Origin of the sequence: Sphingopyxis sp. H073 (genome assembly GCF_001468395.1) — a bacterium.
Lineage (GTDB): Bacteria > Pseudomonadota > Alphaproteobacteria > Sphingomonadales > Sphingomonadaceae > Sphingopyxis.
Map to the genome: position 1 here is coordinate 476,686 of NZ_LNSG01000001.1, position 22,286 is coordinate 498,971.

The 22,286-nt window shown below is 66.0% G+C and carries 25 protein-coding genes; 13 read left to right on the top strand and 12 right to left on the bottom strand.

What is annotated here, in order from left to right; all coding sequences use genetic code 11:
- Positions 1-95 precede the first annotated feature (95 nt).
- The 6 genes from ATE64_RS02420 to ATE64_RS02445 all read left to right on the top strand — a co-directional run bounded on the left by ATE64_RS02420 (position 96) and on the right by ATE64_RS02445 (position 3,597).
- Positions 96-581 carry a DUF3291 domain-containing protein gene (locus tag ATE64_RS02420; RefSeq protein ID WP_058454511.1) on the top strand — a complete coding sequence of 162 codons (486 nt, stop codon included), beginning with the start codon at positions 96-98 and terminating at the stop codon, positions 579-581.
- Positions 578-1,063, top strand: a complete 486-nt coding sequence (locus ATE64_RS02425) for an asparaginase domain-containing protein (RefSeq protein ID WP_058454692.1) — start codon at positions 578-580, stop codon at positions 1,061-1,063. The genes ATE64_RS02420 and ATE64_RS02425 overlap by 4 nt, the downstream gene beginning before the upstream one ends.
- A 94-nt stretch (positions 1,064-1,157) precedes the next feature.
- On the top strand, positions 1,158-1,442 hold the full coding sequence (locus ATE64_RS02430; RefSeq protein WP_058454510.1) for a hypothetical protein: 285 nt from the start codon (positions 1,158-1,160) through the stop codon (positions 1,440-1,442).
- 171 nt (positions 1,443-1,613) lie between these two features.
- Positions 1,614-1,922 (top strand): hypothetical protein, encoded by a 309-nt coding sequence (locus ATE64_RS02435; RefSeq protein ID WP_058454509.1) that lies wholly within the window; start codon positions 1,614-1,616, stop codon positions 1,920-1,922.
- A gap of 60 nt (positions 1,923-1,982) precedes the next feature.
- Positions 1,983-2,834, top strand: coding sequence for a DUF692 domain-containing protein (locus tag ATE64_RS02440; RefSeq protein WP_058454508.1), 852 nt, complete (start codon positions 1,983-1,985; stop codon positions 2,832-2,834).
- The gene (locus ATE64_RS02445; RefSeq protein WP_058454507.1) at positions 2,827-3,597 is read left to right on the top strand and encodes a DNA-binding domain-containing protein; all 771 of its coding nucleotides are present in this window, start codon (positions 2,827-2,829) and stop codon (positions 3,595-3,597) included. The genes ATE64_RS02440 and ATE64_RS02445 overlap by 8 nt, the downstream gene beginning before the upstream one ends.
- Here ATE64_RS02445 and ATE64_RS02450 read toward each other — a convergent pair.
- On the bottom strand, positions 3,594-4,625 hold the full coding sequence (locus ATE64_RS02450; protein WP_058454506.1) for a fatty acid desaturase family protein: 1,032 nt from the start codon (positions 4,623-4,625) through the stop codon (positions 3,594-3,596). The two genes, ATE64_RS02445 and ATE64_RS02450, sit on opposite strands and share 4 nt — an antisense overlap.
- 192 nt (positions 4,626-4,817) lie before the next feature.
- Between ATE64_RS02450 and ATE64_RS02455 the strand changes: the two genes are divergently transcribed.
- Entirely contained in the window at positions 4,818-7,418 is a 2,601-nt protein-coding gene (locus tag ATE64_RS02455; protein ID WP_156416425.1) for an EAL domain-containing protein, read from the top strand.
- Between the two features lie 7 nt (positions 7,419-7,425).
- On the opposite strand, the gene ATE64_RS02460 is transcribed toward ATE64_RS02455, so the two are convergent.
- The 4 genes from ATE64_RS02460 to ATE64_RS02475 form a co-directional block, all read right to left on the bottom strand.
- The gene (locus tag ATE64_RS02460) at positions 7,426-8,697 is read right to left on the bottom strand and encodes an amidohydrolase family protein (protein WP_058454504.1); all 1,272 of its coding nucleotides are present in this window, start codon (positions 8,695-8,697) and stop codon (positions 7,426-7,428) included.
- Positions 8,698-8,828: 131 nt separating this feature from the next.
- Positions 8,829-9,797: an RcnB family protein gene (locus tag ATE64_RS02465; RefSeq protein WP_058800237.1), complete on the bottom strand. Its 969-nt coding sequence runs from the start codon at positions 9,795-9,797 to the stop codon at positions 8,829-8,831.
- A 132-nt stretch (positions 9,798-9,929) separates the two neighbouring features.
- Positions 9,930-10,475: a (2Fe-2S)-binding protein gene (locus tag ATE64_RS02470; protein WP_058454502.1), complete on the bottom strand. Its 546-nt coding sequence runs from the start codon at positions 10,473-10,475 to the stop codon at positions 9,930-9,932.
- Positions 10,476-10,502: 27 nt separating this feature from the next.
- Positions 10,503-11,267, bottom strand: a complete 765-nt coding sequence (locus ATE64_RS02475; RefSeq protein WP_058454501.1) for a class II aldolase/adducin family protein — start codon at positions 11,265-11,267, stop codon at positions 10,503-10,505.
- Positions 11,268-11,539: 272 nt separating this feature from the next.
- Between ATE64_RS02475 and rpsU the strand changes: the two genes are divergently transcribed.
- A complete protein-coding gene (gene rpsU, locus ATE64_RS02480) occupies positions 11,540-11,746 on the top strand; it encodes a 30S ribosomal protein S21 (protein WP_003047635.1) in 207 nt (68 codons plus the stop codon).
- Between the two features lie 167 nt (positions 11,747-11,913).
- Here rpsU and ATE64_RS22310 read toward each other — a convergent pair whose 3' ends face one another.
- Complete coding sequence (locus ATE64_RS22310; protein WP_058454691.1) at positions 11,914-12,702, bottom strand: cold-shock protein; 789 nt, start codon at positions 12,700-12,702, stop codon at positions 11,914-11,916.
- 261 nt (positions 12,703-12,963) lie between these two features.
- Between ATE64_RS22310 and ATE64_RS02490 the strand changes: the two genes are divergently transcribed.
- The 5 genes from ATE64_RS02490 to ATE64_RS02505 all read left to right on the top strand — a co-directional run bounded on the left by ATE64_RS02490 (position 12,964) and on the right by ATE64_RS02505 (position 17,276).
- Positions 12,964-13,581 (top strand): ribonuclease H-like domain-containing protein, encoded by a 618-nt coding sequence (locus ATE64_RS02490; protein ID WP_058454500.1) that lies wholly within the window; start codon positions 12,964-12,966, stop codon positions 13,579-13,581.
- A gap of 16 nt (positions 13,582-13,597) precedes the next feature.
- Positions 13,598-14,239 carry an LPS export ABC transporter periplasmic protein LptC gene (gene lptC / locus ATE64_RS02495; protein WP_058454499.1) on the top strand — a complete coding sequence of 214 codons (642 nt, stop codon included), beginning with the start codon at positions 13,598-13,600 and terminating at the stop codon, positions 14,237-14,239.
- A complete protein-coding gene (locus tag ATE64_RS02500; protein ID WP_156416424.1) occupies positions 14,236-14,814 on the top strand; it encodes an LptA/OstA family protein in 579 nt (192 codons plus the stop codon). Before lptC ends, ATE64_RS02500 begins: the two co-directional genes overlap by 4 nt.
- A 103-nt stretch (positions 14,815-14,917) precedes the next feature.
- Complete coding sequence (locus ATE64_RS21465) at positions 14,918-15,067, top strand: hypothetical protein (protein ID WP_156416423.1); 150 nt, start codon at positions 14,918-14,920, stop codon at positions 15,065-15,067.
- 394 nt (positions 15,068-15,461) lie between these two features.
- Entirely contained in the window at positions 15,462-17,276 is a 1,815-nt protein-coding gene (locus ATE64_RS02505; protein ID WP_058454498.1) for an ABC transporter ATP-binding protein/permease, read from the top strand.
- Positions 17,277-17,365: 89 nt separating this feature from the next.
- Here the strand turns inward: ATE64_RS02505 and ATE64_RS02510 are convergent, their stop codons facing one another.
- From ATE64_RS02510 to ATE64_RS02535, 6 genes are all read right to left on the bottom strand, one after another.
- Positions 17,366-17,800: a PilZ domain-containing protein gene (locus ATE64_RS02510; protein WP_058454497.1), complete on the bottom strand. Its 435-nt coding sequence runs from the start codon at positions 17,798-17,800 to the stop codon at positions 17,366-17,368.
- A gap of 106 nt (positions 17,801-17,906) precedes the next feature.
- Positions 17,907-19,226: a M28 family metallopeptidase gene (locus ATE64_RS02515; protein WP_082657545.1), complete on the bottom strand. Its 1,320-nt coding sequence runs from the start codon at positions 19,224-19,226 to the stop codon at positions 17,907-17,909.
- A gap of 93 nt (positions 19,227-19,319) precedes the next feature.
- On the bottom strand, positions 19,320-19,877 hold the full coding sequence (locus ATE64_RS02520) for a hypothetical protein (RefSeq protein WP_058454496.1): 558 nt from the start codon (positions 19,875-19,877) through the stop codon (positions 19,320-19,322).
- Between the two features lie 183 nt (positions 19,878-20,060).
- On the bottom strand, positions 20,061-20,621 hold the full coding sequence (locus tag ATE64_RS02525; RefSeq protein WP_058454495.1) for a hypothetical protein: 561 nt from the start codon (positions 20,619-20,621) through the stop codon (positions 20,061-20,063).
- A gap of 185 nt (positions 20,622-20,806) precedes the next feature.
- Complete coding sequence (locus ATE64_RS02530; protein ID WP_058454494.1) at positions 20,807-21,631, bottom strand: glycine zipper domain-containing protein; 825 nt, start codon at positions 21,629-21,631, stop codon at positions 20,807-20,809.
- A 161-nt stretch (positions 21,632-21,792) separates the two neighbouring features.
- Positions 21,793-22,281: a GAF domain-containing protein gene (locus ATE64_RS02535; protein WP_058454493.1), complete on the bottom strand. Its 489-nt coding sequence runs from the start codon at positions 22,279-22,281 to the stop codon at positions 21,793-21,795.
- Positions 22,282-22,286 lie beyond the last annotated feature (5 nt).

Consider the following 22,286-nt stretch of genomic DNA (forward strand, 5'->3'; position numbering starts at 1 on the left):
CGTGTCGAGCGAAGTCGAGACACGTTGCGGCGTAGTGCCAAGCCAAGGCATCTCGACTTCGCTCGATGCGAACGGACGTTTATTGGGAGGATAACATGGCGGACTATGAACTCGCGCAGATCAATATCGCGCGCTTCCGCCTGCCCGCCGACCATGTCGCGAACCGCGACTTCATGGCGGCGCTCGACGGCGTCAACGCGATCGCCGAGGCGAGCGACGGCTTCGTCTGGCGGCTGACCGGCGAGGGCAATGACGCGACCGATGTGGCCGTCACCGACGATCCGCTGGTCATCCCGAACATGTCGGTGTGGCGCGACCTCGATGCGCTCGCGGCCTTCGTCTATCGCCAGCCCGAGCATCTTTCGATCATGCGGCGGCGCAAGGAATGGTTCGACCATATCGCCGTCTATCAGGTGCTGTGGTGGGTGCCCGCGGGCCACCGTCCGACGGTGGCGGAGGGGATGGCGCGGCTTGCGATGCTCGAAGCGATCGGGGCGGGTCCCGAAGCCTTCACCTTCAAGCAGCCGTTCGCTGCTCCCGACGGCACGCCGGCCCTGCCGGTCCAGGACGAATGCGCGTGATCGACATTTTCACGACGGGCGGGACGATCGACAAGGTCTATTTCGATGCCTTGTCGGAATTCCAGATCGGCCCCGCGGCGATCCCCGACATGCTGCGCGAGAACAACGTCCTTGTTCCACACCGCGTCACCCAGCTGATGCGCAAAGACAGCCTCGAGCTGACCGACGCCGACCGCGAGACGATCCGCGCCGCGGTTGCCGCGAGCGATGCAGGCCGCATTCTCGTGACGCACGGGACGGACACGATGGTCATTACGGGTCGCGTTCTCGCAGGGATCCCAGGCAAAACGATCGTCATGACCGGGGCGATGCAACCCGCATCGGTGCGCGCAAGCGATGCCGAATTCAATGTGGGTTTCGCGCTTGCCGCCGCGCAAACGCTGCCTCCGGGCGTCTATATCGCGATGAATGGCATGATCTTCGACCCCGAAACGACGGTGAAGGACCGCGCAGGCGCGCGCTTCGTGTCGAGCGCCGGATAAACGCGGCGGCGCTGTAACCTTCTTTCGGCGCATCCGAATATCCCTCCGTGGACCGGTATCGTGCCGCGCCATCCTGTCTTCGGAGGAGATCATCATGACCAGCAACAAATTCGCCGCCGCCATCGCCGCTTCGGCCACCGCCCTCGCGCTCGCCGGCGCCGCCATGGCCGCGCCCGCTCCCGCGGGCAGCTCGGGCGCCGCGGTCGGCGCCAAGGACACCGTCCACTGCTACGGCGTCAACAGCTGCAAGGGCACCGCCGACTGCAAGACGGCGTCGAACGAATGCAAGGGCCAGAACGAATGCAAGGGCCACGGCTTCAAGGCGATGGCCGCGGCCAAGTGCCTGTCGGACGGCGGCGTGATCGGCGACCTCGGCTGATCCCGCGCTGATCGTCCAATCTTTCCCGTGCGGCGAACCGTCCCGCCGCACGGGAAATCCCTTCGCCTGTGATCCAGATCATGCCACAAGGCCCTCGGGTCGTGTGACAAAAGCACGGGGGCGACGAGTCGCTCCACCTTTATCTGGACAACCAAAGGAAGGGACGATCACATGAATAGCAACAAACTCGCCGGTATGATTGCCGCCTCGGCCACCGCGCTCGCGCTGTCGAGCGCCGCGATCGCGGCCGACAAGCCGCTGCCGAAGCAGATCGGCGCCAACGACACGGTGAAATGCTATGGCGTCAACAGCTGCAAGGGCTCGTCCGATTGCAAGACCGAAGCGGCCTCGTGCAGCGGCGATTCGGGCTGCAGCACCGCGGGCAACAGCTGCGCTGGCGCCAACAGCTGCAAGGGCAAGGGCTTCAAGAAGATTGCGGCGGGCAAATGCCTGACGGACGGCGGCAAAATCGGCGTCTGACGCGAAGACGGGCGGGTCCGGCTACGCGCCGGACCGCTTCGTTCGCCATGGAGACGACGCGTGACTGAACCCGATCGCAAGACCGCGCCTTCGCCGGGTTTTGGCCTGGGGTTGCGCCCCGATCATTACCCCGATTTCCTGCGTGAGCCCCAGCCGGTGGACTGGCTGGAGATCATTTCCGAAAACTACATGGTGCCGGGCGGCAAGCCGCTTGCGATGCTCGATGCGATCCGCGCCGATTATCCGATGGTCATGCATGGCGTGTCGCTGTCGATCGGGTCCGACGAGCCGCTCGACATGGATTATCTCGCGGCGTTGAAGGCGCTCGAAAGACGCGTTGAACCGCTTTGGATTTCGGACCATCTTTGCTGGACCGGGATCAATGCGCATAACACGCACGACCTGCTGCCGCTCCCCTATGATGCGCCCGCGCTCGACTGCGTCGTCGAGAATATCGGCCGTGTGCAGGATTATCTCGGCCGCCGCATCCTGATCGAAAATCCGTCGAGCTATGTGACCTTTCGCTCGTCCGACCGCAGCGAATGGGAGTTCCTCGCCGAAATGGCCGGGCGCGCCGACTGTCTGCTGCTGCTCGACGTCAACAATATCTATGTCAGCGCGCGCAATCACGGCTTCGATCCCGAGGACTATCTGGCGGGGCTGCCGGTGGACCGCATCCAGCAGATTCACCTCGCCGGGCACAGCGACATGGGCGATTATGTCATCGACACCCACGATGCCGATGTCTGCGACGCGGTATGGGATCTTTATGCGAGCGCGATCAGGCGGTTCGGATCCGTCGCAACGATGATCGAGCGCGACGACGCCATTCCGCCGCTTGCCGACGTGCTCGCCGAACTCGATTGCGCCCGGGCGCTTGCGGCACGCGCGCTGGAGCCCGAGCATGCCTGAGACGCTGCGGGAGATGCAGCGGCGCTTCCTTGCCGGCATTGTCGGCGACGATGGGGAGGCGGAGGCGCTGATCGTCGACGACGACCGCGTCGACGCCCGCCGACGGCTCGACATCTATCGCAACAATTACCGCGCCAGCCTGACCGGCGTCCTCGCCGACCACTATGAGCGGCTCCACGCCTATCTGGGCGACGAGCAGTTCGACAACGTCGCGCAAGCCTATGTGACTGCGCACCCGTCAACGACGCGGAACCTGCGCTATTATGGCGAGGGGTTGCCGGCGTTCCTCGCCAAACATTTTCCCGACGACGGCGAGCTTGCCGAGCTTGCCGCACTCGACTGGGCGCTCCGTCATGCTTTCGATGCGCGCGACACCGCGATGCTAGATGCCGCGGCGGTCGGCGCGCTTGGCGACGCATGGATCGAGCAGCGCCTCGTGCTGCATCCCTCTGTGCGTTTGCTTCGGGTGCGCTTCAACGTCGCAGCGTTGTGGAGCGCGCTCGATGCCGAACAGGAGCCGCCCGAACCGGTAGCCTTTGCGTCGCCTGTCGCGTTGCTCGTCTGGCGGAGCGGCCAGCAGCCGAGTTTCCGTAGCCTGCCGGAAGCGGAAGCCGACGCGCTGGCGCAGTTCGAAGCCGGTTCCAGCTTCACCGACCTCAGCGCACATGTCATCGCCGCGATGGGGGAGGCGGGGGCGATGGAATCGCTCGCGGCCTGGCTCGGCCGCTGGCTCGCCGACGGCGTGCTGATCCTGGCCGACTAGGCCTTTGCCGTAACCTGCCGTAGCACCGCGCGGTAGTTCGGCGCGATCGTCATCGCCCGATGCTTGTCCTGCGACCCCAGCATCGCGTGGACGGCAGGCAGGCGATAGCAGGGCACACCCATGAACAGATGATGTTCGGCGTGATAATTCACCCAATATGGAGCGACCGTCGCGCGCGCGATCCAGCCGGCATAGGTCGTGCGCGCATGGGTGAAGGGATCCTGACTGCCGGTGGTCGTGCAGGCATGTTCGGCGATGTTGCGAATGCGAAGGTAAAGCTGAAAGGTCGTCGCCAGCCCGGCGAGCCACAGCAGATAGGGCGTCCAGCCATAGAGCGCGAGCGAAGCCGTCAGCAGCACCACTTGCACGGCGAGGAAACGCCCCACCGCACGCGTCACCGCCATCGCGCCCGCGACGTCGATCGTCGGTGACGTCATGCCGTCGTCCGACTGCTTGTTGAACGGCGTGCCCGCCTTGGTACTCGCACGGCCGTTTTCAATCGTTTCGCCGCGCAGCATCGCCTTCAGGCCTTTGAAGGCGAATCCGAACTGCGCCATGCGCTGCTTGAAAAAGGTCTGGCCGGTCAGGTCGCGCAGCACCTTGCGTCCGAGGCTGGCCCGCGTGGTGGGGAAAGGCTTTGACAGCGACAGGTCGGGGTCTTCGGGTTGCTGCGTGAATTTGTGATGCTGAAGATGATAGGTGCGATAGGCGATCAGGTCCGACCCGATCGCGGCGCCCGTAAGCCACTGACCAAGGAAGTTATTCACCTTGCGATTGGGGTGCAGCAAGCCGTGCGCCGCCTCATGCATCAGGATCGCGAGGCCGAGCTGGCGCCCTCCGACGATGATCACGGCGAGCAGCCAGGCAAGCGGATTGCCGCTCCATGCGGCGAGGCCGACCGCGGCGATGCTGACGATCCATGCGTGGGCCACGAGCCAGGGCCCGCGCCAGCGCGACGGCGCGGTGATCGCGGTCCATTCGGCGCGGTCGAAAAAACGGTCGGGCGGCAGCAGGCGGACGGCAGGCATGCGACCAGTCTAACCCGTTGCGATCCGAAACCCAACCCCTTCCGTTTTGGTACAGGATCGGGGGAAACGGGGGCGGTGGCGGTAAGGATTTGGAAACCCCTTTCCCGACAGAGACGGGAGGGGGCAGTTGAGCGGATTGGGGCGTTTTTTTTGGGGGTTAAGCATCATATCCTGCGGCCAGCCGAACGCGATATGCCCGGTGGGGGCGCGTCGCCGTTCGCGACACCCGAATTCGCGATGCGCCTGCTGCGCGTCGCGCAGCTTTGGCATTATGTCTTTTTCGCGCGCACGCTCGCCTTCCTCTCCTTCGCCTTTTTCCCCGGTGTCGAGGGTTTTCTCCGCCATCCTTCGCAATGGTTCGTCATGGGGGCGGGCCTGGTCTGCGACCTGGCGCTGACGATCATCGGGCAGATGTCGCGCGGTTGGCGCAAGCTGCCCGTGAACCGCATCCAGGCCATTCTTGCCGTTAGTTTCTCGCTGGTGACATTGGGAACGATGCTAGGTTCGGCGGCGACTTTCTCCGCAGTCGCCGTCCACGACGGGCGCCCCTATTTCGACGCATTCTCGGCGGTCCAGCTCGGCGTGATCCTCGTCGCGGCGGCGGCATCGGCGATCCAGCGCCCCGCCTTTTTCGCCTTCGCCGGCGCGACCGCGGTCGGCGGCGCGATCGGGATCGCGTCCTGGCCCTTCGGTGTCGCCGGGCTCGTCTTCCTCGGCCTGCTCATCGTGATGCTTCGCCACGATGTCCGCCGGCAAATGCGCGCGACGCGCGCCAGCAGGACGACGATCAGTGAACAGCAACGCGCGCTCGGCCTGATGCGCGATTTCGAGCGCGCGGGGCGTGGCTGGTTCTGGGAGACCGACCGCAATGGTCACCTCGTCTATATTTCCCCGACGGTCGTTGCGAAACTCGGCCTCTCGCTGTCCGACGTCCTCGGCCGTCCGTTCACCGAGATCATCCGCAAGCGGCTGGGCAATGACGAGAGCGAGGAGCGGACGCTGGGCTTCAGCCTGTCGTCGCGCACGCCCTTCAACGAACTCACGGTGCTGGCGGCGGTGCCGGGCGAGGAGCGCTGGTGGTCGATTTCGGGGCATCCGATCAGCAACGAGCTCGGTAATTTTCAGGGCTTTCGCGGTTCGGGAACCGACCTCACCGACAAGAAGAAATCCGAACGCGAGATCAAGCAGCTCGCGCGCTACGACACGCTGACGGGCCTCGCCAACCGGCTGCATATCACCGAATTGCTCGAACGCGCGCTGCGCAACCATATGGGACAGGTGCAGCCCTGCGCGCTGCTTTTGATGGATCTCGACCGCTTCAAGGCGGTCAACGATACGATGGGGCACCCCGCGGGCGACCAGTTGCTGCAGCAGGTCGCGGGCCGGCTCACGCAGATCATCGGCGACAAGGGGCAGGTCGGCCGTCTCGGCGGCGACGAGTTCCAGATCGTGCTGCCGCAGATCGTCGAGCCCGAGAAGCTGGCCGGAATCGCCAACGCCATCATCCTCAGCCTCGCCAAGCCCTTCGCGATCGAGAATGAGCAGGTGCGGATCGGGTCGTCGATCGGCATTGCGATGTCGGAAGGCGGGGGCGTGACCGCGTCGGCCCTGGTCCGCAATGCCGACCTCGCGCTCTATGCCGCGAAGGACGCCGGGCGCGGCGTCCACCGTTTCTATGCCGACGCGATGCACAATCAGGCGAGCGAGCGGAAGGCGATCGAGGATTCGCTGCGCGATGCGCTGGCGAACGACGAGTTGCAGTTGCTCTATCAACCGATCGTCGATGTGAAGAGCGAGCGGATTTCGGGCTTCGAGGCGCTGATCCGCTGGCGCCGCGAGTCGGCGGAGATCGTCAGTCCGTCGAAGTTCATCCCGATCGCCGAGGAATCGAACCTGATCATCCCGATCGGCGAGTGGATCATCCGGACCGCCTGCGCGACGATCGCGCGGCTGGGGCCCGACTATCGCGTCGCCGTCAATGTCTCGCCGCGCCAGTTCGCGAACGAGAAGCTGCCCTTGACGATCCTGAACGCTGTTGCGGCAGCGGGGATCGAGCCCGGCCAGCTCGAGCTTGAGATTACCGAGGGCGTCTTCCTCGACGAAAGCCCCGCGAATCTGGAGATGTTCCAGAAGTTGAAACGCACTGGCGTCCGCCTCGCGCTCGACGATTTCGGGACAGGCTATTCGGCGCTCGGCTATCTGAAGAAGGCGCCGTTCGACAAGATCAAGATCGACCAGAGCTTCGTGCTCGGCGCGGCCGACAGGAACAGCATGAACGCCGCGATCATCTCGTCGATTGTCGGACTTGCCGACGCGCTGGGGATGGAAACCACGGCGGAAGGGGTCGAGACGCACGACGACCTCGCGCTGATCCGCGGGCTCGGGTGCAGCCATGTTCAAGGCTATATCTACGGCAAGCCGATGGATCTCGATGAGGTGGAGGCGCTGCTGGCCGAGCAGGGCGGCCTTGTAATCGCGCGCGGGTTCAAGAGCGCACGTGAGCCGCGCGTCCGCACCTTCCGCACGATACAGGTCGAAAGCGGCGGACATCGCTATGAAGCGATCGTGCGCAACCTGTCGTCGCGCGGCGCGCTGCTCGAAGGCCTGTGGCATGTGCCCGGGGGAACGCTATTGTCGCTCGAATTCACGCCAGAGGTGCGAGTCGACGGTCAGGCCCGCTGGTCGACCGAAAGCCGCGTCGGAGTGCAGTTTGCCGAGGCGGTGGATACGGGAGCGCTCGTCCGCCCCGTCAAGGCGAAGGCGGTTCGTCCGCGCGTCCACCGCGCCGCGTGAGCGACGGTCAGTCGGCCGCGCGGCCGCGCACCATCACCCAGTCGACCTTCTCCAGCACTGCAACATCGCTCAGCGGATCGCCCGCGACGGCGATCATGTCAGCCGACAGGCCGGGCGCGATCCGTCCGATCTGATCCTCCATCGACAGCAATTTCGCGGCGACCGTCGTTGCGCTCGCCAGCGCCTCGCGCGGGGTCAGGCCATATTTCACCAGCAGGGCGAATTCGCCTGCATTACGGCCATGCTCGAACACGCCAGCGTCGGTGCCGAAGGCGATCGGGACGCCCAGCGCCTTGGCGCGCCCTACCGCTTTGCCGACATCGTTCATCGTCATCCGCACCTTGGCCTCGACCGTCGGCGTATAGATGCCCTTGCCGAGGCGCTCCTTGATGCCCTCGAACGCCATCAGCGTGGGGACCAGATAGCTTCCCTTCGCCTTCATCACCTTGAGCGCTGCGTCGTCGGCGAAGGTGCCGTGCTCGATGCTGTCGATCCCCGCTGCTGCGGCCGACTCGATGCCGCGCGCGCCGTGTGCGTGCGCCATCACCCTCAGCCCCAGCGAATGCGCGGTGTCGGCGATGCTGACGAGTTCGGCGTTCGAGAAATGCCCTTCGAGCCCGCGCCCCTGCTGCGACAGCACGCCGCCGGTCGCGGTGATCTTGATGACGTCGGCGCCCGCGCGCGACGCCTTGCGCACCTTCTCGGCGCATTCGATCGCGCCGGTGCAGGTATAGCCCTGATCGAGCACGGCGTGGACGTCCTCGCGAAAGCCGGTGACGTCGCCATGCCCGCCGATGATCGACAGCGGGGGGCCGGCCGCGACGATCCGCGGACCTTCGATCATCCCCTCGGCAGTGCCGCGCCGCAGCGCGAAAGCGGTATATTGCGCCGATCCCGCCTCGCGGACGGTAGTGAAGCCCGCGCGCAACGTGAGGCGCGCATTCTTGGCGCCGACGACGACGCCCCATTCGTCGGGATCCACTGCTTCGCTGCGATAATCGCCGCCTGGATCGCCGGTCAGGTGGACGTGGAGGTCGATCAGGCCGGGGAGTAGCGTCTTGTCACCAAGATCGACGATCTCGGCGCCCGCTGGCGCCTCGCCGCGACCGGGCGCGATCGAGGTGATGCGATCGTCGGTGACGACGACGGTCGAGGGCCCCAGCGCCGGCTTGCTCGCGTCGGTGATGACGCGCCCTGCATAGACGACGGTGGTTTTGGCTATCGCGGTGCCGCTCAGCAGCGCGAGCGTCGCTGCCGCGACCAGTCGGATTGAGCGCATGATATCTCCCCTCATATTGCCACGCGATCGTGGCGCGGCGGGCGGGGGAGGGCAAGCCGGTAAACGCGGGTCGATAAAAAGAGGAGCCGGAAGACCGGCCCCTCAGTTTGCCTCTGATAACCGAAAGGATATTACCAGAAGAAGTCGTAGATCACGTCGACCACGCGGCCGCTATAGACGTCGACGAGCAGCGCATCGTCATAATAGCGGACCCAGCGATAGTCCCCGTAGGCCGGCGGCAGGCGATAATACCAGGGATCGTTGATCCAGTAGCGCTGGCCGTAGAACAGCGACCCGAGCGTGAAGCCGATGCTGAAGCGCGTGTAGCCATAACCGCGATAGGGGTTGTAGTAGCGCGGCATACGATAATAGCTGCGGTTCCGGTCGCGGTAGCTTCGCCAGTCGTAGCGCCGGTCGTCGCGCCAGCCGCGGTTCCAATTGTTGCCCGGACGGCCATCCCGATAGCGCCGGTCGACATATCCGTTGCGGTTATTGTCCCAGCGCCGGTCGACGCGATTGTCGTTGTTGCGATCCCAGCGGCGGTCGAGATCGCCGTTGCGATTGCGGTCATAACGGCGATCGACGCGGTTGTTGTCGTTGCGGTCCCACTGACGATCGACCTGGCCGTCGCGATTGCGATCCCACTGACGGTCGGTGCGGCCGTTGTTGTTGCGGTCATAGGTGCCGCGCTGGCCCTGCACGCGCTGCTGCTGCGCAACCGGGCGCTGCGCATCGCCGCGCTGGCCCTGCCACTGCTGGCTCGGACGCTGGCCGTCGCCGCGCTGGCCCTGGCCCTGCCACTGTCGCTGCCCTTCGCTGCGCTGGCGCTGGCCGTTCCAGCCATTGCCGCCGCGGTCACCGCGCGGCGCCTGCTGAACCTGCTGCGTCTGCGGTGCGTTTTGGCCCCGCTGGCGCTCGACGCGCTGGCCGCCGCCGTTCCAGTCGCCGCGGCGCGCTTCGGGGCCGCGCGGCCCGCGTTCGCCGCCACGATCGCCGCGCTGGGCGATCTGGATGCGCTCGCCATTCGCCTGGGCGGCGGCCGGCGCTATCGGGGTGAGGATCGTCGCTGCGATCAGCAGCCCTCCGAACATCTTCTTCATCTCGGCTTCACTCCAGAATCCCATCCGGCACCCAGCCGATCGGGAAGATGAATCGAAAGTTACCGGAGGCAAGATGATTAGCGGCTGAACATCGCTGTTGCCTGCGGTTCAGCTACATGAACGGAAAATCCGCTAGTTGCCATGCGGGGTTTTGAGCGCGGGCACGGCGCGTGCGGCGTCGGCGGGGCGGATGCCCGGCGGCGGCGCGGCGGCGATCCGTTCCTCGCCGCGCATGACCCGGCCGGCGCGGCGGATTGCCGTGCGAATCCGGGGATAGGTGCCGCAGCGGCAGATGTTCGTCATCGCTGCATCGATCTCGGCATCGCTCGGGTTGCTGTTCTTCCGCAACAGCGCGGCGGCGGCCATGATCATCCCCGACTGGCAGAAGCCGCATTGCGGCACCTGTTCGGCGACCCACGCCTGCTGCACCGGATGGCTGCGGTCGCGCGACAGCGCCTCGATCGTGGTGACGAATCGGCCCTCGCACTCGGCGATCGTGACGAGGCAACTGCGGATCGCCTCGCCGTCGATATCGACGGTGCAGGCGCCGCAGTCGCCGGTGCCGCAGCCATATTTGGTGCCCGTCAGGTTCGACGCGTCGCGCAGCGCCCACAGCAGGGGCGTTTCGGGATCCATGCGATATTCGACCGGACGGTCGTTGACCGAGAAGCGCGTCATAGGGCCCCTAGTAACGACCCCGCCCGATTAGTCACGCCAGCTCGTGTCGATCTTGTCGACCTTGCGCACCATCGCATCGAACTCGGCCTTGCCCGACTGCCCCGGGATCGCCGCCATATAGAGGTCGCGCTGGTGGACCTTGATCACATCGTCGCCAACCAGGATCGGCTTGCCCATGCTCATCGTCGCAAGCTGGATCTCGCAAGCGCGCTGGAGCGCCCAATATTTGATGAAGGCGTCGGTCAGCGACTTGCCCATCACGACAGGGCCATGGTTGCGCAGCATCAGGATGCGCTTGTCGCCGAGGTGCTCGACCAGCCGCGCGCCTTCTTCTTCGCGCACCGTGACGCCCTCGAAATCATGATAGGCGAGCTGGCCCATGAAATTGCAGGCATAGAAATTGGTCGGCTGCAGCCCGCCTTCGAGCCCGCATACCGCCATCGTCGCGGTCGTATGGGTGTGGATGATCGCATGCGCGTCGGGCAACACGCGGTGGAACAGGCTGTGCTGGACGAAGCCCGCCTTGTTGACGTGCCAGGGATTATCCTCGTCGAGCTTGTTGCCGTCGATGTCGATCTTGATCAGGCTCGACGCGGTGACTTCGCTGAAATGCATGCCATAGGGGTTGATCAGGAAGGCGCCTTCCTGATCCTCGAGCTTCACCGTGATGTGGTTGAAGATCATCTCGTCCCAGCCCATCATCGCGAAGATGCGATAGCAGGCGGCGAGTTCCTGTCGCGCGGTCCATTCGGCTTCGCTATATTTGCTGTTGCGCTTGAGCTGCGTGGCCATGGGGCAGTCCTCTTCCTCCATCGGTTTCGTCCTGCTACCTATGCCACAGCAAAAGGGGCGCGCACAATCCCGCCTGACGGCCTTCCGCGCCATGATTGTCGCGCTTTGCCGCGTTGGGGCTTGCATTTCGGCGCGAATCTCTCTAGTGGCGCTCTATCGGAACGTCGCGCTTTTGCGGCGCTTCTCTTATTGCCCGAATATCGGCGACCTATGGCGAACCGGAACAAAGCCGGGGACACAGGCCGTTTGACGAACAGGAGACGACACGGCGTATGCAGATCATCGTTCGCGACAATAATGTCGACCAGGCCCTTCGCGCGCTCAAGAAGAAGCTGCAGCGTGAGGGTGTGTATCGCGAAATGAAGCTGCGTCGTCACTACGAAAAGCCCAGCGAAAAGCGCGCCCGCGAGCGTGCCGCCGCTGTCCGCCGCGCCCGCAAGATGGAGCGCAAGCGGATGGAGCGCGACGGTATCAAGTAAGACCGTCTCCCGTTCGGGATCCTGATTCGAGAAAAGGGCGCTGCGGCAACGCGGCGCCCTTTTTCGTTTGGGCGGCGCGGATGGCCGCCACCCGCCGACGCTGGCCTTGCGCCCAAACAAAAAGGGCGGCCCGAAGGCCGCCCTTTCTGCATCGATTGTATCGGGAATCAGTCCTGCGACGGCTGCAGGTTCACTGCGGCGAACTTGCCGCGATCGTCGACCTCGATGTCGAAGGCGACGCGGTCACCCTCTTCGAGGCCCGCCATGCCGGCGCGCTGCACCGCGCTGATGTGGACGAAGGCATCGGCCTGTCCATCGTCGCGCGCGATGAAGCCGAAGCCCTTCGTCGTATTGAAGAATTTGACCGTTCCCGAGGTGCGCTCTCCGGTCAACTGGCGACGGCCGCGGGCGCCGCCCGGACGGTCGCCGCTGGGGCCGCGATCGTCGCGGCGCGGAGCGAATTCCTCGACCGGCATCGGCTCGCCCTCGATCTTGAGGTCGATTGCCGACACTTTGCCGTTGCGTTCGACGAGCGTGAAGCCGAGCGGCTGGCCCGAAGCGAGACCCTGAAGTCCCGCCTGTTCGACGGCGCTGATGTGCACAAACACGTCTTCGCCGCCGTCGTCGCGCGCAATGAAGCCAAACCCCTTCGACGGGTTGAAGAACTTCACCTGGCCCTGACCTTCACCGACGACCTGCGCAGGCATCCCGCCGCCGCGTCCGCCGCCGAAGCCACCGCGGTCCCCACCGCCGAAGCCGCCGCCGCGATCGCCGCCGCCGAAGCCGCCGCCACGGTCACCGCCGCCGAAACCGCCGCGATCGCGGTCGCCGAAGCCGCCGCGCCCGCCGCCATAGCTGTCGCCGCCATAGGGCGCAGGTTCGAAGCTGTCGAAATTGCCGAAGTCATCGCGCTTGCCGCGTCCGCGATGGCCACGGCGATCCTTGTTGAAACTCATTGCTTGATAGTCGCTTTCGGTCGTCCGCACCCCATTTACCCGGCTCCTTGCGCCGGACGGGGACGCAACTCACCACAGGCACAGACTCGCCCCGTGCCACACACAGCGCAAGATATAACCTAATTATCCACAGGCTGCGAACAGAAAATTCAAAAAGCCGAAGCAGAATTTTGCGCGCTTTACCGCGCGCTTGAGCAAGGGGGGTGGGTGCGGGGAAACCAGTCATTGAGCGGCGGGGCCGCTTGGCCTAAGGCGGGGTCCATGACTGTCCATTTCCACGAAGAAGATCTGCCCGAAGGCGCGCTGGGACCCGGCGCGGTCGCTGTGGACACCGAGACCATGGGTTTGAACCCGCTCCGCGACCGGCTGTGCGTCGTCCAGATCAGCGACGGGTCGGGCGACGAGCATCTCGTGCGCTTCGGCCCCGGCAGCGCCTATGACGCCCCGGTGCTGAAGGCGGTGCTATCCGATCCGAACCGGCTGAAAATCTTTCATTTTGCGCGGTTTGACATCGCCGCGATCCAGCATGCGCTGGGGATCGTGACGGCGCCCGTCTATTGCACCAAGATCGCCTCGAAGCTGGTCCGTACCTATACCGACCGCCATGGCCTCAAAGAGCTGGTGCGCGAATTGCTGGGACAGGATGTGTCGAAGCAGCAGCAATCGAGCGACTGGGGCGCGGCGGAACTTTCGGACGCGCAGCGCGATTATGCGGCGAGCGACGTGCGCTTCCTGCATGCGATGAAGGACGTGCTCGACGTGCGGCTTGCGCGCGAAGGGCGCACCCACCTTGCGCAGGCCTGTTTCGATTTCCTGCCGACGCGCGCGGCGCTCGATCTCGCCGGCTGGCCCGAAATCGACATTTTCGCGCACACGTAAGAAGAGCGATTCGCGAATGTCCGAACGCGCCGACCATGATCGCACCATGCGCCGCATGTGGGCCGCAAGCGGGTCGAGCCACGACCGCGTCGTGCGCATATTGCGCTTTGGTCTGCCGCTCGTCATCGGGGTGATCGCGGCGGTGCTCGTCTTTTCGCCCTTCACCCAGCGCACCGAAATCAGCTTCCTGCTCGCCAAGGACAAGGTCGACATGGCGAGCGAGCGGATGAAGGTGACGCGTGCCGAATATCGCGGCCAGGATTCGAAGGGCCAGCCCTTCGCGCTGCTCGCCGGGAGCGCCGTACAGAAGAGTTCGGCCGAGCCGATCGTGCGGATGAGCCAGCTGTCGGGCGCAATCAAGCTCAATGACGGCCCCGCGACGATCGCCGCGGCCGAGGGGCAATATGATATGGACACCGAGAAGGTGTCGGTGCCGGGGACCGTGCGGGTACGCAGCGCGAGCGGATACCGGCTCGACGCGAGCAACGTGGCAATCGACCTCAAGAGCCGGAGCCTCGCAGGGACCGGCGGTGTCAACGGCGCATTGAATATCGGACAATTTTCGGCCAACCAGCTGTCGGCCGATCTCGACCAGCGCATCGTGCGGCTGACGGGCAACGCGCGGCTGCGGATCAACCAGGGAGCGCTGGGTAAATGAAGGGGCTTTGGACGATGAAGAGCGGCTTGCTCGCGGGCGCGGGCTTCGCACTCACCAGCCTTGCGATCCTGAGCACGGGGCAGGGCGGTAGCGCCGCCCAGGCGCAGGCGCTCGCGAATCACAACAGCAACGCGCCGGTCGATTTCAATGCCGGCAGCATCGAGGTGCAGGATCGCGCCGACCGCGTCGTGCTGTCGGGCGGGGTGACGGTAACGCAGGCGGGGCTCACGGTGCGCGCGCCGCGGATGACCGTCGCCTACACACGCGACGGCGGCACCGACGTCAACCGGCTCGACGCCACCGGCGGCGTGACGGTGAACAAGGGCGACGAGACCGCCAAGGGCAATGTCGCGATCTATGACCTCGACAAAAGGCTGATCACGATGGTCGGCAACGTCCAGTTGCAGCAGGGCGCCAATCACCTGCAGGGCGGGCGGCTGGTGATCGACCTCACCAGCGGCCGTGCGACGGTCGACGGGCGCGGCGCCGCGCGCGGGCCCGACGGCAATCCGATTACGGGCGGCTCGAACGGGCGCGTCACCGGCACCTTCAATGTGCCGCAAAGGAAGCAATAACCTTAGTCGTTAAGATTTGGGCAAGCGCGCCGCGCGAGGATCGCGGGCGGGGACCAGACCCATTGCGGTGCCGGGGGGCGGCCGCGCGAGCGAGGCGTTCCCCATGCGTTATGCAACCTCCCTACCCCGACGGCGGCCGATGTTCGGACGCCGCACCGAAGCAGCCGAGGTCGTCGCGGCGCAGCCGACGCGAGAGGAACGACGGCTGGTGCAAAGCATCGTCCGGCTGATGGGGTCGGCGAAACCGCGCTGAGCGCGCGGGGCGGATTCGGCCCGGGTCGGTTTGGCGGTGGCGAGCGGACTTCGCTCTGGTGCACCCCGGCGAAAGCCGGGGCCCAGAGCGGCACAACGCGACACTAGCTCTCTAACTCCCTGGGCCCCGGCTTTCGCCGGGGATCACAATATCCACCTCCGGTCGTATGCGGTCATTCGTCATCCCGGACTTGATCCGGGATCCACCGCAGTGCTGAAGTCATGGACCCCGGATCAAGTCCGGGATGACGATGATGGTTAGGGCGGCCTCCTGTCGATTCCGGTCATTCGATCGGGATCGGCACGAGTCGCGGGTATAGCCCGACACCAGTCATTCGCCCCCGCCGCGCCAGGACGCTTGGCGGATGGCCCGTGCGTCCCTACATGGGGCGACCATGCCGCCCGATACCGCTACCTCCGCCGATCGCAACCGCGAACCGCCCGTGCTTGCGACACTCGGGCGTTTCCTGCCCTATCTGTGGCCTGAGGGGCAGACCGAGCACAAGGTCCGCATCGTCCTTGCCGCGCTGATCGTGCTCGCGTCGAAGGGCGTGCAGCTGTCGATGGGCTTCCTTTATGGCGCCGCGATCGACCGGATGGCGCCGGGGATGGAAGACGGCGTCGCGCTCGCGATCGGGCTGGTGCTGGCGTACGCTGGCGCGCGCTTCGCCGGGGTGCTGTTCGATAACCTCCGCAATGTCGTGTTCGAGCGCGTCGGGCAGGATGCGACGCGCGAACTGGCGATCGCGACCTTCACCCATTTGCACGCGCTGTCGCTGCGCTTCCATCTTGCGCGGCGGACGGGCGAAGTGACCAAGGTGATCGAGCGCGGCACCAAGAGCATCGATACGATGCTTTATTTCCTGCTGTTCAACATTGCGCCGACGATCATCGAGCTCGCCGCGGTGCTGATCATCTTCTGGACCAAGTTCAGCTTTGGCCTCGCCAGTGCGACCGCGCTGATGGTTGTCGTCTATATCATCTTCACGCGGCGGGTGACCGACTGGCGCAACGCGCTGCGTACGCGGATGAACGACCTCGACACGCTGACGATCGGGCGCAGCGTCGACAGCCTGCTCAATTACGAGACGGTGAAATATTTCGGCGCCGAGGAACGCGAGGCCGCGCGCTACCGCGATGTCGCCGACCAATATGCGCGCGCTGCGGTGAAGAGCGAGAACAGCCTCGCCTGGCTCAACATCGGGCAGAGCTTCATCACCAACGCCGCGATGGCGGGGACGATGGCCTATACCGTCTGGGGCTGGTCGGTCGGCGAGTACAAGGTCGGCGACGTCGTGCTGGTGAACACCTTGCTCGCGCAGCTCTTTCGCCCGCTCGACCTGCTCGGCATGGTGTACCGGACGATCCGCCAGGGGCTGATCGACATGGAGGCGATGTTCCGCCTGATCGACACCCCGCCCGAGATCAGCGACGCGCCCGGCGCGTCCGCGCTCGTCGTCAATGGCGGCGCGGTGAGTTTCGACGATGTCGTCTTCGGTTACGAGCCCGACCGCACGATCCTGAACGGCGTCAGCTTCGCCGTCGGCGCGGGCGAGACGCTGGCGATCGTCGGGCCGTCGGGCGCGGGCAAGTCGACGATCGCGCGGTTGCTCTACCGTTTCTATGACCCGCAGGGCGGGCGCGTGACGATCGACGGGCAGGACATCAAGGCGGTGACGCAGCAAAGCCTGCGCGCCGCGATCGGCATCGTCCCGCAGGACACGGTGCTGTTCAACGATTCGATCGGCTATAACATCGCCTATGGCCGCGCCGACGCCAGCGTCGAGGAGATCGCGGCGGCGGCACAGGGCGCGGCGATCGACGGCTTCATCGCACTGCTGCCGCAGGGCTATGAGACCGAGGTCGGCGAGCGCGGGCTGAAGCTGTCGGGCGGCGAGAAGCAGCGGGTCGCGATCGCGCGCACCCTGCTCAAGAATCCGCCGGTCCTGATCCTCGACGAAGCGACGAGCGCGCTCGACAGCCGCACCGAGGCGGCGATCCAGGACACGCTCGAGCGCATCGCCGAGCGGCGGACGACGCTGGTGATCGCGCACCGCCTGTCGACGGTGGTGAATGCCGACCGGATCGTCGTGCTCGAGAAAGGCCGAGTCGCCGAGACGGGGACGCACGACCAGCTGCTCGCGATGCGCGGGCTCTACGCCGACATGTGGGCGCGGCAGCAGGCCGAGCGCGAGGAGGGGACGGTTTAGGCCGCGGCGGCGCAGGAAAGGTCGTGATGACGTTTTCCGGGCGATCGGGAACGTCTGCTCCCCGCCCGCAACGGCGCCTTCCGCCCGCTTTACCGCTTCCGCCCGAAATGCCCGGGCAGCGACGTCGCGCGGGTCAGGCCGGGTCGCCAGGTATCGAGCTTGGGCGCCGGCACGATCTGGAAGTCGGCGACGCTGTCGGCGGTGCGCAGGTCGTCGCCGTGCGAAGCGCGCAGTCGCATCGTCTCGACCGGCTTGTCGGTTTCGAGCCCGAAGCGGTTGCCCGAGACCCAGCGTACCGTGCCGAGCATCGGTTCGTGCCCGGGCAGGAACACCGTCATCCGCTCGCCGATATTGAGGCTGTGCGGGCCTTGCCCGCCGATTCCGGTCTCGGAAACATTGCGGATAGTGACATCGAAACGGCCGAGCCGCTGGCAGCCGAGCGCCGCCTTTACCAGACGCGACTGCCGCGGCTGGCGCTTTTCATCCGGCGCTGATGAGGCCGTAGGGGCCTCGGGACTCGACATAGGCGACCAACATTCTTCACCGCCCGTCACCCACGCCAGGCGGTCATTTTGGTCCCATCGCTGCCATAACGCGCGAAGGTAAATTTTCGTTTGTGCTGTTTTCTAATTATTTCGCCGGCGGCAGACCGCCGAAAGTGACGAGGCTTTCATGCCCGTCGGCCGAAATAGCGGAAACGCCGAAGAAATTATCGTCGACGATGATCGCGGGCAAAATCAATTCGTTAGCGGCGTCCGACGGAACGACGCGCGAATCCGACCAGTCGTTGCGATCGGCGCGGCGCCAATGGACGCGATAGGTGGCAGCGTCCTTAACGGGCGACCAGCGAACGATGGTGTCGGAGCTGACCGCGCCGTCGATGCTGACGCTCTCGGGAGCGGCCGGCGCGTCCGCGAGTTCGCGGGCGAGGGCGACGTTGAGCGCGGTGACGCGCGCCAGATAGGGAAAGTCCATCTCGTCGACGGTGTCGCCAAATTTGCGGCCGTTCTCGGTCCGCAGATCCTGATGCTGGTGATCATAATCCTCGATCCCGACGGTGAAGCGGATCGCGGGATAGCCGAGCTCGAGTGAAGGCAGGTGATCGCCGCCGCGGCGGAAGCGGTCGGGGCGGCGCACCGCGAGGACGTCGAGCCCGATTGCCGGATTGGCCGCGGCTGCGCGCACCGCCGCCTTGGCGAGCGCGCGCGACGGCCCGTCATCCTCGCCGCCGATACCGCGGCGCGCGAGCTGCGCCGCGAGATCCTCGGAGGCGCGAATGCCTTCGCTGAACACGCGGACCCGGTCCGCAACGACCGTGCCGTCGGTGCCGCGGGTGCCGCCGACGATGTCGTTGTTGAGCATCGCGGCGACCTGCCAGCCCTTTTCCTTCGCATGGGCGGCGAGCAGCTTGCCGCCCCAGAGCCCCTGTTCCTCGCCCGAGAGCAGCGCATAGACGATCGTCGCGCGATGCTTGTCCTTCGAGAGCAGGCGTGCTGCCTCGAGGACCAGCGCGGTGCCCGAGCCGTCGTCGTTCGCACCGGGGGCGTCGGCGGTAAAGTTCATCGGGTCGCTGACGCGGCTGTCGATATGGCCGGCGATCATGATCACGCGGTCGGGGTCGCTGCCCTTCTGAATGGCGAGGACATTCTGCACGATCACGCCCGACGGCGCGCGCGGTCCTTCGAAACGGTCGCTGATCCGCTCGATCGTCAGGCAGCCGCCGCACGCTTTTGAAATGCGCTGGAATTCGGCAGCGCCCCAGTTGCGCGCGGCGCCGATGCCGCGCCTGGGATCGGTCGTCGACGACAGCGTATGGCGGGTGCCGAACGAGACGAGTTTTTCGACCAGCGCTTTCAGGCGCGCGGGATCGGGGGCGGGCGCGGTGTCCTCGGCGGAAGCGGCGACGGGGGCGGCGAGGAGCAGCGCGGCGGCGAAAGTGGCTTTGAGCATGATGCTTCATGCGGCCTGCCCCGCGCCGACGCAAGAGGGCCCGCCGGCACCTGGATGCCGGCGGGCCAGTTGGCTCTCTTCTATGCTTCGGGCTTAACCGAGGCCCGAATAGTCGACGTCGACGACGCGGCCATAGCGGACGTCGCAGCTGAACTTGCCCTTGTCGTACGAGCCGCCGCGACCCCAGCGGCCGCCGTAGCCGTCGCGGACGACGACGCGGCCCTTGACGCGATAGCCGTCGCGCTTGCGGTCGATGCTCGTCACCTGCGTGACGTCGGTGCGGCCATAGCGGCTCGTCCCGCGCTCGACGGCGTTGACGCACTGGCTGACGGCGCCGCGGCTGTTGCCATAGCGGTTATAGTCATAGCCATAGCCGTAGCGCGGGTCATTGTCGTAGCGGCCGCGGTCGTAGCGACCGTCGTAACGGCCGTAGCGGTCGTCGTAGCGGTCATAACGGTCGCGGTCGTTGTTGGACGACGACAGGATCGCGGCGAGTCCGCCGAGGACGACGGCGCCCGCGATGACTTCGCCCGCGCTGATGCCGTCGCGGTCGTGGCGATCGCGCGCAGCGGCGGGGGCAGCGCTCACCAGCATCGCGCCGGCGGTGGCCGCACCAATCGCGGCCTTGGTCCAAGATGTATTCACAGCCATGGTTCGGTCTCCAGATAGCGCAGGCGGCACCCGTGCGGCCTGTTGTCATCCTTTTACCGAGTCGGCGGTGACGCGGCCCTGAACCCGCCGCTTATCTGGCGTTAAGCCTTGGTTTTGCTGGCGTTCATAAAGAAAAGGCCCCGTACCGGCGGTACAGGGCCCGGTCCGTCGCTCGTCGCCGGTTCAGCCGAAGCTGACGTCGACGACGCGGCCACCCCGAAAGCTGCAGCCAAAGCTGCGCACCTCGCCGCCGAGGCGCGAGGCGGTGCCGGTGACGTACCAGCCGCCATTGTTCGGCTCGGTCTTGGTGATGCTGTCGACGCGGGCGTCATCGCCCATTTCGCCCTCGACCGCCCAGCTGCAGGCGTCGGCGGCGCGGGCTTCGGCCTCGCCATTGCCATAGGGGCGGACTTGGGTGGCGCCGTCGCCATAGGGGCGCGCGTCGTCGGCGGGCGGATCATAGTTGGGCGCATCCTGCCGCGGCTCGCGATAGGGCGGGCTATAGCGGTCGTCGCGGTCGCGGCGTTCGGCCTTGCCCTTGCTCGCGGCGCTGGCGATCGCGGCGATGGTGCCGATGATCAGCAGGCCGCCGATGACGTCGCCGGCATCGATATTGTCGCGGTGACGGTGGCCCCAGCCATAGCCATGACCATATCGGTCGCGGGCTTCGGCGGGGGTGGCGCTGACGCCGACCGAGGTGAGGATGATCGCGGTCGCGGTGGCGAGGCCGGTGAATTTGCGCATGGGCGGGATACTCCGCAGGCGCGGGCAAGGGACGCTCCCACCCGCAACAGGATTCGCTGTTACGCCCGCCATGCTTTCGCGCCGCTGAACCGTGGCGGGTCCGCGATGAAAGGAAAGGCCCGCCTTCCGGGTGGAGGGCGGGCCTGACGGGACCTTGTGACGGTGACCAGACCAGTCGGGGTCGTTCAGCAGACGCAGCGCGGCTTGGGTTTCGGCTTCCACTTCTTCTTCGGAGCATAGCGCTTCCGGACCGGCGCCTTTTCATAATAGGTCTTGGTGGTGGTCTCGACCGTCTCGGTGACCAGCGGGGCGCCGTTGATGATCGTCGTGACGACGACGCCCGGCGTGTACCAGCCATAGCCGTAACCATAGCCGCTGCTGTATGAGTAGGCGCCGGGGTAAGTGCCGCCGTGATGCCAGGCATAGCCGCCCTGATGATGGCGGCCGCGGCCCTCCCACCATTCGTCGCACTTCTTCTTGTCGGCTTCGTTGCCGATCGCGGCGCCGGCCAGCGCACCGACACCGCCGCCGATCAGCGTGCCTGCGGTGCGGTCGCCATGCCCGGCGACGCGGTTGCCGACGACGCCCCCCACGACGCCTCCGACAACCGCTCCGGTCGCTGTGCCCCCCCGGCCACAGCGACGCGCCATCTCCGCATCCTCGGGATCGGGATGGCCGCCGTAATAGGGATTATAATAGGGCGGCGGCGGATAGCCCGCGCCGTGTCCCTCGACCGTGCCCTCGTAAGTGCCTTCGTAGCGACGACCGTCGGGCGCGTCGTAAGTGCCGGTCCAGCTCCCGGTCCAGCGGCCCTCTGCGTCATAGCCCCCCTCGACGTGGCGATAGTCGGTCTCGCTCGGCACGCGATCGGGATAGCCGGTATAGACCCGGACGTCGGGGGCTGCGGGGGTGCCATAGTCGAGCTTCGGCGCGGGATCCGCGGCACGCGCCACGCCACTCGTCAGCAACACCGTTCCGACGGCCGCCCCCAGAAGCAAGATCGTGCGCATTCTAAACTCCCTGTTACCCTGGCCGCGCCGTCCGCATCGCTGCGTCGGCGAGCGACTGGTTAACAGTTTGTTATCAAATCAGGGTGATTCTCGCGAATCTGTTAACCCTGAGTTTTGCGTCCCGATTTGGGTCAGGCCGATTTGGGCCAGGCTGATTTGGGTCAGGGCGCCAGCGCTGCGGCGATGCGCGCGACGAGAATTTCGGCGCCCGACTGATCCTCCGCGGTGAAGCGCGCCGGCGACGGGCTGTCGAGGTCGAGGACGCCGATTAGTCGGTCGTCGGCGACGATCGGGACGACCAGCTCGCTGCGGCTGTCGGCGTCGCAGGCGATGTGGCCCGGAAAAGCGTGGACATCCTCGACGCGCTGCGTCTCGCGAAGGCGCGCCGCGGCGCCGCACACCCCCTTGTCGAGCGGAATGCGGATGCACGCAGCCTTGCCCTGGAACGGGCCGAGGACGAGTTCGGTCCCGTCGAAGCGGTAGAAGCCCGCCCAGTTGAGGTCGGGAATCGCCTGCCAGACGAGCGCCGCAACATTCGCCATATTGGCGATGCCGTCGGGCTCGCCCGCGACGAGCGCCTCGGCCGCGTCGGCGGCCTCTGCCCAGAGCGTCGCGGGGTCGGTTGCCGAAAAGGAGAGAGCGTAGGACATAGGGG

Excerpts from the sequence above, each read along its gene's own strand:
- ATE64_RS02420 (WP_058454511.1), top strand. The coding sequence starts at position 96 with ATGGCGGACTATGAACTCGCGCAGATCAATATCGCGCGCTTCCGCCTG.
- ATE64_RS02430 (WP_058454510.1), top strand. The coding sequence starts at position 1,158 with ATGACCAGCAACAAATTCGCCGCCGCCATCGCCGCTTCGGCCACCGCC.
- ATE64_RS02435 (WP_058454509.1), top strand. The coding sequence starts at position 1,614 with ATGAATAGCAACAAACTCGCCGGTATGATTGCCGCCTCGGCCACCGCG.
- ATE64_RS02445 (WP_058454507.1), top strand. The coding sequence starts at position 2,827 with ATGCCTGAGACGCTGCGGGAGATGCAGCGGCGCTTCCTTGCCGGCATT.
- ATE64_RS02450 (WP_058454506.1), bottom strand. The coding sequence starts at position 4,625 with ATGCCTGCCGTCCGCCTGCTGCCGCCCGACCGTTTTTTCGACCGCGCC.
- ATE64_RS02455 (WP_156416425.1), top strand. The coding sequence starts at position 4,818 with ATGCCCGGTGGGGGCGCGTCGCCGTTCGCGACACCCGAATTCGCGATG.
- ATE64_RS02460 (WP_058454504.1), bottom strand. The coding sequence starts at position 8,697 with ATGCGCTCAATCCGACTGGTCGCGGCAGCGACGCTCGCGCTGCTGAGC.
- ATE64_RS02465 (WP_058800237.1), bottom strand. The coding sequence starts at position 9,797 with ATGAAGAAGATGTTCGGAGGGCTGCTGATCGCAGCGACGATCCTCACC.
- ATE64_RS02470 (WP_058454502.1), bottom strand. The coding sequence starts at position 10,475 with ATGACGCGCTTCTCGGTCAACGACCGTCCGGTCGAATATCGCATGGAT.
- ATE64_RS02475 (WP_058454501.1), bottom strand. The coding sequence starts at position 11,267 with ATGGCCACGCAGCTCAAGCGCAACAGCAAATATAGCGAAGCCGAATGG.
- rpsU (WP_003047635.1), top strand. The coding sequence starts at position 11,540 with ATGCAGATCATCGTTCGCGACAATAATGTCGACCAGGCCCTTCGCGCG.
- ATE64_RS22310 (WP_058454691.1), bottom strand. The coding sequence starts at position 12,702 with ATGAGTTTCAACAAGGATCGCCGTGGCCATCGCGGACGCGGCAAGCGC.
- ATE64_RS02490 (WP_058454500.1), top strand. The coding sequence starts at position 12,964 with ATGACTGTCCATTTCCACGAAGAAGATCTGCCCGAAGGCGCGCTGGGA.
- lptC (WP_058454499.1), top strand. The coding sequence starts at position 13,598 with ATGTCCGAACGCGCCGACCATGATCGCACCATGCGCCGCATGTGGGCC.
- ATE64_RS02500 (WP_156416424.1), top strand. The coding sequence starts at position 14,236 with ATGAAGGGGCTTTGGACGATGAAGAGCGGCTTGCTCGCGGGCGCGGGC.
- ATE64_RS21465 (WP_156416423.1), top strand. The coding sequence starts at position 14,918 with ATGCGTTATGCAACCTCCCTACCCCGACGGCGGCCGATGTTCGGACGC.
- ATE64_RS02505 (WP_058454498.1), top strand. The coding sequence starts at position 15,462 with ATGCCGCCCGATACCGCTACCTCCGCCGATCGCAACCGCGAACCGCCC.
- ATE64_RS02510 (WP_058454497.1), bottom strand. The coding sequence starts at position 17,800 with ATGTCGAGTCCCGAGGCCCCTACGGCCTCATCAGCGCCGGATGAAAAG.
- ATE64_RS02515 (WP_082657545.1), bottom strand. The coding sequence starts at position 19,226 with ATGCTCAAAGCCACTTTCGCCGCCGCGCTGCTCCTCGCCGCCCCCGTC.
- ATE64_RS02520 (WP_058454496.1), bottom strand. The coding sequence starts at position 19,877 with ATGGCTGTGAATACATCTTGGACCAAGGCCGCGATTGGTGCGGCCACC.
- ATE64_RS02525 (WP_058454495.1), bottom strand. The coding sequence starts at position 20,621 with ATGCGCAAATTCACCGGCCTCGCCACCGCGACCGCGATCATCCTCACC.
- ATE64_RS02530 (WP_058454494.1), bottom strand. The coding sequence starts at position 21,631 with ATGCGCACGATCTTGCTTCTGGGGGCGGCCGTCGGAACGGTGTTGCTG.
- ATE64_RS02535 (WP_058454493.1), bottom strand. The coding sequence starts at position 22,281 with ATGTCCTACGCTCTCTCCTTTTCGGCAACCGACCCCGCGACGCTCTGG.